A 13,830-nucleotide genomic window follows, 5' to 3' on the forward strand; every position below is an offset into this window, starting at 1 on the left:
TAATCGAATGGAATGGAGTTGATGACATGGCTAAGAAGAGAAATTCGTCTTCCCCTGCTCCTGCGGCTCAGGACAAACCTGCTACGTTAAAGGATCTGTTGAGTCAGGATGTGCTGAATAAACTTAAGGCTCAAGCCAATGAAGCCCAAGCAGAACAGGACAAGCGTAAAGAAGACGAACGGCAGCGTGCCGTCGAAGCAAAAAAAGCTGAACAGAAGAAGCTGGATAACAACTTTGAGCATCTGCTGAATAACAGCAATTTGGACTGGCACAAATACAAATAAGCCAAAACCATAACGGTTTTGGCCTATCTTTACGCTTTATGTTATAGCCAGTCACGAATATGTTGTACTGAGTACAGCACCCCTACCCAAACCGGCAGACTGAACGCCATACCCCATATGAGACCTTTCGCCAGCTTTTTGTCTACCTCCATCATGATCCTGCCCCTTTCCTTGGGAATAGCAGCAGTATGGGTCAAGAATACGGCTTTCAAACCCGTATTTCCTTATCCCCAGCAAAAAAGGTATGATAGAAAATGGAAAAGTGTTCTGCGCTGCCCCCAAACTTTAAAATTAGGATGTTACACCATCCAATCTTTCAGGAGGAATATCAATGAACCGAAAAACGATACGCCCATGGTACACGCTGTGCCTACTGGCCATCATGCTCGTGCTGGTTGCTGGATGCGGTACAAAAGCGGCCGATGTGGAAGCTGCCAGCCGGACAAGCACTACAACTCCTGCTGCGACTAAAGAGAAGAACAAGGCTGTTTCCCATCCGATTGTCACGATTGTCATGAATGATGGCAAGAAAATTAAGCTTGAGCTGTATCCGGAAGTAGCACCGAACACGGTTAACAATTTCATTTCTTTGGTGCAAAAGGGAGCCTATAACGGTACCATTTTCCACCGTGTTATCCCAGGCTTTATGATTCAGGGTGGTGATCCGCAAGGTAACGGTACAGGTGGCCCCGGCTACAGTATCAAAGGCGAATTCAAGAGCAATGGTGTTAACAATACACTCAAACATACACGTGGCGTATTATCCATGGCCCGCTCAGCGGATCTGGATTCGGCCGGATCGCAATTTTTCATCATGGTTGCCGATGCGGACTACCTCGACGGTCAATATGCCGCTTTCGGTAAAGTAACGTCCGGGTTGGATGTGGTCGATGCTATCGTCAATTCCAAACGGGATAGCAATGACAAACCGATCCAACCGGCTACGATGAAAAAAGTCACTGTGGATACGCTGGGTAAAAAATATCCAGCTCCAGTCAAAGTAAAGTAAGACATTCAAATCAGTCTTTCAAAACGGGACACCAGCAACGACCTTGTGCATACGCATGAGGTCGTTTTTGCTTATCCCCTGATGCTTTCTAAGCTGCTGTCTCTGTGATGTAGTAAGAGTATATACACAAAAGGAAGCGTTTTCAATCATTATTTTTAAAGTTTTTTTCCGTTATAAAAGCCGCCAGCGTTCGACAAAAAAGCTACTGTGTGAGCAGTAAGTAACTTCGTCTAATTGGACTTGGTCTCGACTGAACGAATACCTTCCATCTCTTGAAGCAGTGACAGCAGTTCCTCCACTCCCTCTGACCGGGACAGCTTTAAAAGCATATGAATAACCCACTGCTCACCGTTATTGATGCGCTCGACGTGAAAGCTGTGAATCGTCAGCTTCTTGTGCTCCAGCAGTTCTTTGATTCGATTCAGTACGTCCGGCTCATTATCGACCTGAACAACCACTTGTCGCGTAGACGGGGTAGCCAGCTGATAAAAACGACTATGGAGCAAGGACTGAGCCGCCAAAATAAACAGCGTCACACCCGCACCTAGCCCATACATTCCCGCACCGACGGCAATACCAATCCCGGCGGTAGTCCAGATGCCCGCAGCGGTGGTGAGTCCTTTGATTCTGTTTTTTTGTGTGAAAATCATCCCTGCGCCGATAAAGCCGACTCCACTTATAACCTGTGCTGCTATTCTGGAAGGGTCCAGCGACAGGTTAGACCAGACGGTTTGATCCTGAAAACCATATTTGGATACCACCATCATGAGCGCTGCGCCAATACCGACAATGAAATGCGTGCGAATGCCCGCCTCCTTCATCCGACTTTTGCGCTCATAGCCGATTAACGCGCCGCATAATCCTGCAAACATGACCCGAATCAGGTAATCCCAATCCCACATACTTTTTTCACTCCACTATAGTTTATGTTTTGAAAGATGTTGCCTCAAAGTATACAATTTAAAAATACTACGGCAAATGAGCCATTTATACAGCTGTTATTTTGTTATTACCCAAATTTTAAGGAACCCTCACTTCATCCTCTGGCAGATTGCGATGCGCCTTTCTTCCCTTGAGCAGCCATAGCTCCGGTGTATCCTGCACACCATCAAGGCGCAAGCTGAACGCCCCCACTGGTAAATTGCGTACACGCAGCAATAGACGGTTTCCGTCTGCTACGGCATCCACAAGCTCCAGCAACGTTAGTGAATCGTTTCTTAGGTGGCGGCTCAGCTCGCGTGTTGTACCTGCTCTGTCCTCCCGGCTCCAAATACGCAGCTCATCTACAGACGGTGTGGCAATCCGCTTGCTGAAAGAAATAACTACCTCATCTTCGGCTGAACGTTCCGCCCTAAGCGGTTTGGGCGGCTCATCGTACATGTAACCACCCACATGGTATTCATAGGCGGTCCAGGCGTCGTAGTCGCCCTCGAGGGCGGTAGCCCCGAACCGCCGCGTCCACTCGCGATCTCGAACCATCCGCGCGAGCGAACCGATATCCGCCTGCACCCCGAGGGGCAGGCCCGGATAAGCGGCGCGAATCGACTGCGCGATGCGGGCGTAGCCGCGAATATACTGTGGCGGCAGACGGCGGCGCATCCAGTCCGGCCAATGGGTCTGGAGTACGTGCATATCCGGGGCGACGCACCCGATCATAGCTACCGCGTCCAGACCCTGCCATTCCCGCAGCTGGCCTGGGACATCGCCGCGTCCGCTCACAGCAAGCGACCATGTCGCCACGCAGATGTCCGGCCGGACATCACGCACACCGCCTGCGCCGTTCACCAGCTCGCTGATCAGGCCGTTCACGGCGTCCACACGCAGATCAACCCACTGCGCGTACAGCTTCGGAACCTTCCGGTAATAATTCCGCGCATGCCTGTCGCGGAAATCAGGAATGTCCTCACCGCTACGCTCGCGAAAGGCACGCTGTGCATGCGGCCCAACATCCCCGTACACTCCACTGCGCAGCCCGTTCCATTCGGGGAAATAAGGCTCCGCCACCTCGAACCCGTCGAACGGAATGTCGGTGACGAGCCGGGCAGCGGCTTTCTTTTTCCATTCCACATACTCCTGAGCAAAATGCGAAAGCCGCTGAAATCCGTCGTTCGGTTCGCGCAGCAGCTCCATGCGCCATTCTTTCCACTCCGGCGGTAGCTGGGACACGCCAAAAGAGCCGTTGCCTAGCACCATTGCCCACACCGCTATGCCTCTGCGTTGAAAAGCAGCAACAAGCGCTCCATCCACTTCATTTTCACGCACGACAAAATAATGAACGGTCTGGTAGCCCGCAAGGGCGATCTCATCTGCTATACTGTCCCGCGAACGGTTGGCGTAATAGGGAAACAACGGATCGATTTGAATACTGGGGCCGCTTAGTGCCCACGGTTTCATTTTTCCGGTCAGTGCTATAGCGTCTGTCGATTCGGGTCGGTTATTTGCGTTATAGCTCAATTCGATCCACCTCCGTCACTCGGTCTTCTCCATACTTGTTCCTGCTATTTATTTTTGCTACAAGTTCCTGCTGGTTCGCCTATGTTACCATATTTCGCAAATGGGATAAAATCCAGCTGTGACTGTTTCACCCTCAACGTCCAGAGGTATGGAATAACGAGTCAGGTTTAGTTTATGAACGGAATGGGAGGAATAGTCAATGGCAGAGCAGAGATTGCAAGGAAAGATAGCAGTGGTCAGTGGTGGAGGTTCAGGAATTGGCAAGGCGACCGCGATCCGTTTTGCAGAACAAGGCGCCAAGGTGGTCATGCTGGATCGGACACCCAAGCATGCAGAGGAGACCAAAGCAACCATCGAGCAGGCTGGCGGCGAGGCGCTTGTACTGGAATGTGATATATCCAAGCCGGATATGATTCAGCAGGGGTTCGCTAAAGTCGTGGAAACGTACGGAAAGCTGGATATTGTGTTCGCCAACGCAGGCATTAACGGCACCATGGCCCCTATCGAGACACTGGAACTGGAGGAATGGGACCGCACGATGAACATTAATCTTCGCGGCACCTTTGCTACCGTTAAATATGCCGTCCCTTACCTGAAAGAACGCGGTGGCAGCATTATCATTACCAGCTCCATCAACGGTAATCGAACCTTTTCGGGTATTGGATTCTCAGCCTACGCCTCCACCAAGGCAGCTCAGGTTGCTTTTATGAAAATGGCAGCGCTGGAGCTGGCACGTTACAAAATTCGGGTCAACGCGATATGCCCGGGAGCTATCGACACGCAAATTGACGATAACACGTACCCTTCGGAAGACTTGAAGAAGGTACAAATTCCAGTCGAATTTCCGAAGGGCGGAGAGCATCCGCTAGAGGATGCCCCTGGTGAGCCAGAGCAGGTTGCCAATCTGGTCCTGTTTCTCGCCTCAGACGAGTCATCTCATGTATCGGGTACGGAAATTTATGTAGACGGAGCAGAATCACTACTGCGTTAAGTATTAGAATGGGGAACGTTATACCCATTCGTACAACTGTTTAGGCTTCTAAGCAGCCTTATCCCTAGTCATATACTTGTGGAATAGGCTGCTTTTATATGGCTTTACAACGCCTCTACAACCTCACTATGACGACCTGTCAGCACTATGCACAGTTCCTTTACGCGAGCGGATATACAGCCTGCCTCCCGGAAGCACCTCGAACAACAGCATCAGAAGAGAAAAGAACAGCAGTGCAATGACTTCTTCAGCCACAATATACAGAGGATATGGCCCTAAAAAATCTAATATCGACGGTGTTGACGGCTTTCCGGCCAGAAACATGTAGTTAGCTCCGAGAGCATCGTCTACGATCCACACCATCAGCGCCAAGCCATTCAGAAAAAGCATCACTCCTCCCACACTCTTCCACGTCGGTCGGAGTCCTTCTATCCAGGTCATATACAAGGCTGCCAGAATAATAGCACTATGAGCTATGAAAAAATGGATAAAACGATAATGCGGAAATGCGTATGCCAAATTAGGCGTGAGTACGGCTTGAAGCGCCCCTCCAATTCCGGCCAAAAGGATGATCGGATATAACCAGCGGCTTCGAAAAATGAGCATCAGGATAGACAGCAGCAGTGTCACACTGCACAGTTCTAATGGCAGTGAGGTCTGGACATCCCAAATATGCTGCATCACATACCAAATATTCAGAGTCACCTCTGACAGAATGAGGACTGTAATTAACAACCAGCGAATTCCCTCGCTTATAGGCTTGTTCGACCGAATCCACCCCCGAGTCAGCCACAGTATCAAAGCGCATACAATAAGTCCCAATATAGCCAACCCATGTGACGAAGTAAAAGCCTCGAACCTTTCTGGCGCGTTGGCATCGAACCAAGGCCCTGACCACGACCTATCCATAGCTAGCCCCCTTTGATCTCTTTCTCTCTTCGTTGCATTCTATTCTATACCCAATAGCCGATTATGTTCTAGCCGTGTTTCTTGCTTGTTCCATACCTTACCTTTATGATAAAAGATATTATATTCAAAGGAGAACCCTCATGGCCATTAATCGCCGATTAATTACAGATCAGGATTTCAGCGAGGCACTGGAACGTCATCTGCGTGTCCGGGTATTTCAGGATGACCAATTGATTGGCTCTGGCGGAATCATCATCCGTTTCGACGATCAAACCATTGTCGTGCAATCCAGCGTCAGTGATCTGGCTTACCACCCCAGAAAACAATGTGAGTTTTTTGAAATTAAAAAATAGCCACTACACACCGGGGAACCATTTTGCTGCGTTTTCCGGTGTATAGCGGCTATTTTTTGTTTGTATATATCATGCCTCACATGATGGTTTCTGTTATAGTTGCATTCCACGTGTTTTCATCATGAGTTTATTCGTAAGCACTTTCAAATCCTCGGAAGAAGACGAAATTTCCTGCATAATTGCTGTCTCCTCATGAGCAGCCTTATAAATTTTATGAGCTCCTTCAGAGAAGGCCCCTGACATTTGCTGAATACGATGGATCTGCTCAAAGGTTTGATCTACCCGATTCGTCTGCTCCGTCACGGCTTCTTCCATTAATCGGATGCTCTCGACAAATTCACGTACAATAGCGTTCAGACGGTTCAACGTCTGATCCACAGAGCTTGTCCGTTCTGCCTCAGCACTGACCAATGACGTTTGCTGATGCATCAACTGCACTGTCTCTACGATTTGTGACTGGACACGGCTAACGATGGCATTTATTTGCTGCACAGACTCCGTACTTTGGGCGGCAAGTGCGCGAATTTGGTGAGCCACTACCGCAAACCCGTTCCCTTCTTCTCCCGCACGCGCCGCTTCTATGGAAGCATTCAACGCCAGCAGATGGGTCTGTTCGGCAATATCCTTCACGGTGCTTGTAATCGCTTCAATTTGGGAAGCTTCTTTTTCCAGTCGTGCAATTACCTGCTGCGAACGACCATGTGATGCTGTCAGTTCTCCCATTCCATCCATCAGGGATGAAAATACAGTCTGCGTCGAATCTACTGAATGCTCCATATGGCCTGACAGTTCCAGCATATGCCCCGATTTGCTACGCATCATTTTAAAATCGCCCAGCATTCGGTCTGCTGTTTTAATAGATTGGGCAGATGCTTGCTTTTGCTGCTCCACACCATTCAAAATATCTTCTACCACCGAAGACATGGACTCAATTTGTGTGGTAGCCTGCACAATAGCCAAGCTCAGATTTTCCGCACTTTGCGAAGTTGTTCTGGTGCTGTACGAGATCTCATTGAACATATCTTTAATGTTCAGCATCATATGCCGAAATGCATCATACAGAACTTTGATTTCATCCTCCGAACGACGTTCAGGAATTACAACAGACAGATTCCCCGCCGAAGCTTCCTCTGCCGCCTTTGCCAACCTAACAATTGGCCGTGTGAGTAATTTTGAGATCAACCAGCCCAAAATGCCACTCCACAGAACACCCAATAACAGAATGATCGAAGTGTACACCCATTCTTGTGTACCTTGAGCAAGCCAGTCCTTGAGTACAAAAATAAAAAAAGCGCTTGTTCCATAGGTTATTGCAGAAATTGAGACAAATGCAGTAACCATTTTCGTACCTAGTGACATCTTCATGTACTGTAGCCCACCCCAAAAAACTCAAATTTGATTCCATTTTACCATAAAATTGCTACATTTCTAGTAGAATTTTTCACAGACAGATATATTTATGAGCATAAAGATACAGAGCCTTAAGTCCCCTATCCTAATTACAAAAAAACAATATGTTACCAGGTAGCAGCTTGCATCTTAAAATGGACGAATCGCGCTGTCACAAGCTTTACAGGCCATTCGTCACATCTTAAGCGAGCTGTTACCGACAAAGTCAATTTCCATTATTAAAAATCATTGTCATTTTTCTGTTCAACGACTGCTTTCTTAATCGCTTCAATTGTGTCTATTTGGTGACTATTTTTTTCCAGTACGGTAAACTCCCATACACCAATGGTCAGCTTTTCTCCTTGCTGGATATCAAAACGCTCTGAAAGCATCCATCCGCCAATCGTATATACGTCCCCGGCCTCAATATCCGTCTCCAAGCGCCGATTGACCTCATGAATGAGCGCCTGTGATTTGAGTATGTAACGATGATCATCTGTTTTTGTAATGAGTGGAGTTAACGCTGCGGGGGTTTCGGTGTCGGTATAGGAAGGAATATCTCCAACAATTTCTTCCATAATATCCTCCAGTGTGACAAGTCCAGATGTTCCACCATATTCGTCCACCAGCACCGCTACTGGAATGCGTCGTTTTTGCATCTGAATCAGCAGATCCCGAGCTTGAACCGTCTCGATAACCTGAAGCACCGGGTGAATATAAGAAGCCATCGTCGTATTCCCTGTGCTGTGCCCACGTGCCAAATCATGCAGGGCTTCCTTGACGCGAATCATTCCGATAATACGATCCCGGTCTCCATGTTCAGCTACAGGTAGAAAATTATAAACTTTATCCTCGATCAGCTCCATTAACTCGGCCACTGTTGCCTGATGGGAGATAGAACGGATGTGGATGCGCGGTACCATAATTTCCTGCGCTGCACGGTCGTCAAAATCAAATACATTGTTCAGATATCGATATTCTGTCGGTGTAATTTCACCACTACGAAACCCTTCAGATAACGCCAAACGAAGCTCAGCTTCACTGAGTGCTGCATCTTCTTCAGATACCTTTTTGAGCCCGAAGAGACCCGTAATGACACGCGATGAACGACTGAGCACCCAATTCAGGGGATAGGTCATTTTATAAAATATCGTGATCGGACGGGCAAAAAACAATGCCATGGGTTCAGCAATCTGTATGGCGAATGTTTTCGGTACCAGCTCCCCAATGACCACCTCGAAATAGGTCAAGATTAGAAAAGCCAGCAAAAAGGAGAGCACTCCCGTCAAGCCTGCTGGAATATGAGCCAACAAAAACAGGGGATGTAGCAGATGTTCAACAGTAGATTCCCCTAGCCAGCCTAGCGCCATTGAGGTTAGTGTGGTTCCGAGCTGACAAGCAGATAAATACTCGTCCAGCCGAGACAAAATGTTTTTAACGGCTTTCGCATTTTTGTTGCCTTCAGAGGCCAATTGATTGATGCGAGATACCCGCACACGAATAATGGAATACTCCGAGGCCACAAAAAAAGCAGTTAATGCGATAAGTAATATAACCAGAATGATATTTATCGTTTCCATAGCCCTCTCTTGCTCCGTTCACAACGAAGCAAGAAGCACCCCCTTTGACATTCATTTTTGGATGGAACCATAACATAAGTAATGATGTCCATAATCGTGTATTACCCAAAAATGACAAGGAGTAGACTATGTATGATCCTGTTAGCGAATCGCCAGCGGACTCTTTTGCACGATATCTATCCATTGATCAGCTATCAACTGATGCCCAACCGCTGTCGGATGAACCCCGTCATGCAGCCAATAGGAAGCGTCCGCCTTGGTAACGGCTTCGTTCAACATGCTCTGGAGCGGCACAAATACAGCCCCAAATTCGTCCGCAAGCCGACGTACAATACGCTGGTATCCCGTTATTTTTTCTTGCCAAATGTCCCATCGCGCCTCGGTAGCTCCCGTTTTCAAAATAAACGGCTCGCACAGCACGAGTCCGATATTGGGCATCACCTCACGCGTTTCTTCTAGAAGGTGGCGATAGGCTCGTTCAAATCGGTCCGTCACCCCGGACGGCTCCTGCTCGACGATCCGCCAGGCATCGTTCACTCCGATTAGAATACTGAGCAGGTCCGGCTTCAGGCTAAACATGTCCTCATTCCAGCGTGCATACAAATCCGAAACTCGATCCCCCGAAATTCCCCGGTTCACAAATTCTGGCTGCGTGGTAGTCAAACGGCTCCCCAACGCACCTGCGATCAGATACACATAGCTCTGACCCAGCCAATGGTTCGCATCCTCATTTCGTCCCCTTCCTCCGTCTGTTATAGAATCTCCCTGAAAAAGAATACGTGCATGTTCTGTACTCGTCATCTTCCTAACTTCCTCCTTCGCATTTTCCAATAATACCCTTATCATACCTCGCATCTTCTAAATTATAAAGCGGTTTCAAAATATAGAAGAATTACAGATTTGCATTATGATATACATTTCTGTTCACCTTGCTATCTGTAGTCGCAAGTAAAAAGCCCGTCGTCACACGGGCTATCACTAATACTCCTTCTTCGGCTCCTAGGTTGAGTTCTTCCCAAGACCCCTTTCCAATTCAAGGATTTACTCCTACTGCGAATGGACGAGCTCCCACCGGAATGGTAGTAATCGTAGTTTGGGTGACTCCATCAATTACGGAAACGTTGTTATCATCCTGATTTGTTACATAGATACGATTAGTTATTGGATTGACACCTACTCCATTCGGATTATTCCCGACCGGGATCGTAGCAAGCACTGTATTCGTCAACCCACTAATTATGGAAACATTATCCGTATCGCGATTTGCTACATATATAGCATTTGTAGAGAGATTAATTCCCACTTCACCTGGAGTCGTCCCAACTGGTACGGTAGCAATCACCGTATTCGTTACTCCATCAATTACAGAAACGCTGTTACCCGTGAAATTTGACACATAAATACGATTAGTTTGTAAATTGACACCTATTCTAAATGGATTCACCCCAACTGGAATCTGGGTAATCACAGTATTTGTTGCTCCATCGATGACCGTAACGACATCAAAATTAAAATTTGTTACATAGATGCGATTGGTTAATGAATTGACACCTATCCCCGTTGGAAGAGACAGACCTCCGACAGGAATAATGGTAGCAATCACTGTATTGGTCAAACCGTTAATTACGGAAACTGTGCTATCATTAAAATTTGCTACATATATAGCATTGGTTGCAGTATTGACCCCAATTGAGCTTGCTCCATCTCCAGTAGGAACGGTAGCAATCACCGTATCAGTTAATCCGTCAATTACGGAAACGTCATCACTGTTCAAATTTCCTACATAGATTCGGTTGGTTAATGGATTAACTCCTACTCCCGCGGGATTAATGCCAACAGGAATGGACACGATCACCTCATTGGTCGATCCATCAATCACAGAAACATCATTACTATCAAAATTGGCTACAAAAATGCGATTGATTGATAGGGGGCCGGACTCTGCCCCAGCCCCTAACAGCTCAGACGATACAAGCCGATGAGCCGTAACCAACTCTCCAGCTGCATTTTTTCCCCAAACGGAAATTTCAGTCTGACTTGCGGCAACACCTCCCGTTGTAAAAACGAATGAATATGCATCAAAATTTGCAAAATAATTTTTAGTAATGACTTGATTCGGAGCGACTGAGAAAGACTCAAGTACATATGACGTTCTCGATCCGTTTAATATATAGCCTTCTATCATTAGAGTCGAAAAATTGACAGAATCCTGGTTTTCGATTTTGATCGTCACCTCTTGAGTGGGTCTTATACCACTGACAGCACTATTATTAATAGGTCCAGTTGAGAGAATGGCCATTTAAATGAAACCTCCTATATTCAGATATTACAGTTAAATTCCAGTCTTAAAAGACTACTAATTCTATTTGTAATATATGCAGGATTTTTAATATAAATTGGACATTAACTCAATAGAGTAAAAGAAAGACACCCATTTTAATTAAAAGGAGTGTCTTTCTTTTACTCTATCCCCCTCACACCGCTCGGTACTTACACACCTCACGAAAATTACAGCCTCCGCACGCTCTGCGTGAAGGCATCGGAGTGAAGAAAGACTCGGGCTTGGGGCGGTTATAGTAATCGTCATCGAGACAGGACTTCATTTCCTCGATGTATCGCCCTACATTGCCAACTACCTTGTCGATATCCTCTTGCTCGGGACGATATACCTCATGCTCTCCTGTCATCAAATACTCCACACGTACCTCAATCTTTTCTAAAGGAAGCTGATAGTGCTCCTGCACATAGGAAGCATACAAAAAAAGTTGGTCGGAAAAATCGCCTTCCTTGCCTGTTTTCCAATCCACGATGACCATGTCTCCATTGTCTCTACGGTAGAGCAAATCCATTTTGACATACACTTTCGTCTCGTGAAGGAGCATCGTATCCCACTTCTCCACTTCTACAATTCGGGCCTTTCCCTGTTGCAGTTCATGCCAAACCGCAGTACGGTATAAATTGTGTATCACCGCGTGCTGTCGCTCCTTAATAAGGGCGATCCGTTCCGAAAGCACCTCGTCGTCGTAATAAACCTCCGCCAGCATGACGCGATTTTTCGGATCTTGTAGCCACAGCTCACGGTGTAGCGATTCCTTGTAGCTGTCATTCAACATGTTCTTCATAGCTGTCTCGAGGTATGCTGTACGCGGGATAGCCCCTTTTTCCATCCATCCACGTATGACTGATTCACACATTTGATGCGTGATATTCCCGAATAAAATATATAAGTTGCTCAGTTGCTTGAGCCGATACAACGTAACTTGCTCTTCAGTGCCCTGTGCCGAATTCCAGCCATTATGCGAGCCGTAATAATGATAATAGTATTTGCGTAAGCATTCATCGAACGTTTGAGCCCTCGATTGCGAATAGGACCAGGACGGGTATATAGCCATGACAGGCCCTCCTTCATTAAAACTATCATCTCTTTATTATAACGCAAACCTAAGCTGTATCGGCCATAAAAAGGATGAAGACTTTAACCCATGGGTTAAAGTCTTCTACTGACTGACTAGTTTGTAGACTCGCAATGAGTCCGTTCAACATGTATCAAATCACTAACATTAACAGCACCGTCCTCACGGACGTTGACAACAAGTACCGGAGTTTCTAGCATGCCGCTGATCCACTCCTTATAATCATCCACATGATCATTTGGAAGAATCGTCAAGATGACACCAGCAAAGCCACCACCATGTACTCTGCATGCGCTGTTATCTATTGACTTTAAATACATTTCTGTTAAAGCCAGTGCAACCGATACGTCTTGTTCCCGCGCAATCCCACTTCTATATACGTTTTGGAGCCATTTCCATGAGGAATTACCAGATTCGGTAACGAGCCTCAGGAAATCAGTAAAGCGCCCCTCCTCCAGTGATTTCACCTGTTCATCCACGCGTCTATTTTCTTCAAAAAAATGCAATGCCCGCAGTACTGCACGGTCTCCTGCTTTTTCCCTGACCATTTTAAGGTTGGCATATAGATCCTCCGGCAATAAGTCACGGCAAACCGAAGCGTCTAAAGACTGAGCCACTGCAAACATTTCGTTGGGCACCGCCGCATAATCGTCCGTTAAATCAGCATGATTTCCACCTGTATTTACAATAACGAGGGAATATCCGTTTTGTTCAAAATTCCAATGAACAGGATTTATGATCGGTTCCTTGGGATTTTCGAAGTCAATGGAAATCAAGCCGCCATATGCACAAGCCATCTGATCGAGCAGCCCCGACGGCTTGTTCCAATAGCCATTTTCCGCATACTGACCAATTTTGGATTTGGCAACAGCATCTAACGCTCCCTCGTTATAAAAATGATTTAATATCGTACATATCAACATTTCAAAAGAAGCGGAAGAGCTTAAACCTGAAGCAGAGAACACATTGCTTGATATATAAGCTTGGAATCCCCCGATACGGTATCCGAATTCAAGTAGACCAGCGGCAATGCCACGGATCAGCAGCATCGTACTGTCATCCTCCGGCTTTGGCGACAAGTCGGTTAAATCGATGACGTACTTCGTCTTGTAGCCTTCAGAAAAGAATGTAATTATAGACTCCTCCACTTTAGAAGCTGCAGCGATGGTATCGAGTGTAATACTGCCTGCCAGCACCTTCCCGTGGTTGTGGTCTGTATGATTTCCACCAATTTCGCAGCGTCCCGGAGCACTAAACAGTTCAATATCCCCTACACCAAAATGCTCCCGATACGCCTGTATAAGTGATTCATATCGAGTCGTTTGCTCAGAGATTTGCTGTTGACCGTACATTCGGGCAAGCACCATTTGTCCCTCTCTGGAATTCAATAGTTCCATATCCTTCATCGTATATCCCCCTAATTGTATGTGTTTTCCTATGCTGGAATG

Annotated in this window: 13 protein-coding genes; 4 read left to right on the top strand and 9 right to left on the bottom strand. The window is 46.8% G+C overall.

Translation table 11 applies throughout. The annotated features are described in order from the left end of the window. Nucleotides 1-26: 26 nt before the first annotated feature. Nucleotides 27-284 carry a YqkE family protein gene (locus MHB46_RS08770; protein WP_023987317.1) on the top strand — a complete coding sequence of 86 codons (258 nt, stop codon included), beginning with the start codon at nucleotides 27-29 and terminating at the stop codon, nucleotides 282-284. Between the two features lie 331 nt (nucleotides 285-615). Beyond that, a complete protein-coding gene (locus tag MHB46_RS08775) occupies nucleotides 616-1,293 on the top strand; it encodes a peptidylprolyl isomerase (protein WP_341162096.1) in 678 nt (225 codons plus the stop codon). Between the two features lie 230 nt (nucleotides 1,294-1,523). Here MHB46_RS08775 and MHB46_RS08780 read toward each other — a convergent pair whose 3' ends face one another. Continuing rightward, a complete protein-coding gene (locus MHB46_RS08780; RefSeq protein ID WP_341162097.1) occupies nucleotides 1,524-2,195 on the bottom strand; it encodes an MgtC/SapB family protein in 672 nt (223 codons plus the stop codon). A 118-nt stretch (nucleotides 2,196-2,313) separates the two neighbouring features. Then, nucleotides 2,314-3,687, bottom strand: coding sequence for an N-acyl-D-glucosamine 2-epimerase (locus MHB46_RS08785; protein WP_341163709.1), 1,374 nt, complete (start codon nucleotides 3,685-3,687; stop codon nucleotides 2,314-2,316). Between the two features lie 259 nt (nucleotides 3,688-3,946). Between MHB46_RS08785 and MHB46_RS08790 the strand changes: the two genes are divergently transcribed. Then, nucleotides 3,947-4,738: an SDR family oxidoreductase gene (locus MHB46_RS08790; protein WP_209950035.1), complete on the top strand. Its 792-nt coding sequence runs from the start codon at nucleotides 3,947-3,949 to the stop codon at nucleotides 4,736-4,738. A 126-nt stretch (nucleotides 4,739-4,864) separates the two neighbouring features. Here MHB46_RS08790 and MHB46_RS08795 read toward each other — a convergent pair whose 3' ends face one another. Next, nucleotides 4,865-5,647, bottom strand: coding sequence for a YwaF family protein (locus MHB46_RS08795; RefSeq protein WP_341162098.1), 783 nt, complete (start codon nucleotides 5,645-5,647; stop codon nucleotides 4,865-4,867). Between the two features lie 140 nt (nucleotides 5,648-5,787). Between MHB46_RS08795 and MHB46_RS08800 the strand changes: the two genes are divergently transcribed. After that, nucleotides 5,788-6,000, top strand: coding sequence for a hypothetical protein (locus MHB46_RS08800; RefSeq protein WP_025723740.1), 213 nt, complete (start codon nucleotides 5,788-5,790; stop codon nucleotides 5,998-6,000). A 93-nt stretch (nucleotides 6,001-6,093) separates the two neighbouring features. Here MHB46_RS08800 and MHB46_RS08805 read toward each other — a convergent pair whose 3' ends face one another. The 6 genes from MHB46_RS08805 to MHB46_RS08830 all read right to left on the bottom strand — a co-directional run bounded on the left by MHB46_RS08805 (nucleotide 6,094) and on the right by MHB46_RS08830 (nucleotide 13,788). Beyond that, the gene (locus MHB46_RS08805; protein ID WP_061831071.1) at nucleotides 6,094-7,365 is read right to left on the bottom strand and encodes a methyl-accepting chemotaxis protein; all 1,272 of its coding nucleotides are present in this window, start codon (nucleotides 7,363-7,365) and stop codon (nucleotides 6,094-6,096) included. Between the two features lie 263 nt (nucleotides 7,366-7,628). Further along, the gene (locus tag MHB46_RS08810) at nucleotides 7,629-8,969 is read right to left on the bottom strand and encodes a hemolysin family protein (protein WP_341162099.1); all 1,341 of its coding nucleotides are present in this window, start codon (nucleotides 8,967-8,969) and stop codon (nucleotides 7,629-7,631) included. 141 nt (nucleotides 8,970-9,110) lie between these two features. Continuing rightward, entirely contained in the window at nucleotides 9,111-9,770 is a 660-nt protein-coding gene (locus MHB46_RS08815; RefSeq protein ID WP_341162100.1) for an SGNH/GDSL hydrolase family protein, read from the bottom strand. A 232-nt stretch (nucleotides 9,771-10,002) separates the two neighbouring features. Further along, nucleotides 10,003-11,268 carry a YVTN family beta-propeller repeat-containing protein gene (locus MHB46_RS08820; RefSeq protein WP_341162101.1) on the bottom strand — a complete coding sequence of 422 codons (1,266 nt, stop codon included), beginning with the start codon at nucleotides 11,266-11,268 and terminating at the stop codon, nucleotides 10,003-10,005. Between the two features lie 175 nt (nucleotides 11,269-11,443). Further along, nucleotides 11,444-12,361, bottom strand: coding sequence for a PD-(D/E)XK nuclease family protein (locus tag MHB46_RS08825; RefSeq protein ID WP_160789085.1), 918 nt, complete (start codon nucleotides 12,359-12,361; stop codon nucleotides 11,444-11,446). Nucleotides 12,362-12,477: 116 nt separating this feature from the next. After that, a complete protein-coding gene (locus MHB46_RS08830) occupies nucleotides 12,478-13,788 on the bottom strand; it encodes a galactokinase (protein ID WP_341162102.1) in 1,311 nt (436 codons plus the stop codon). Nucleotides 13,789-13,830: the final 42 nt, after the last annotated feature.

The sequence above is a fragment of the Paenibacillus sp. FSL H7-0703 genome (assembly GCF_038003485.1).
Lineage (GTDB): Bacteria > Bacillota > Bacilli > Paenibacillales > Paenibacillaceae > Paenibacillus > Paenibacillus polymyxa_B.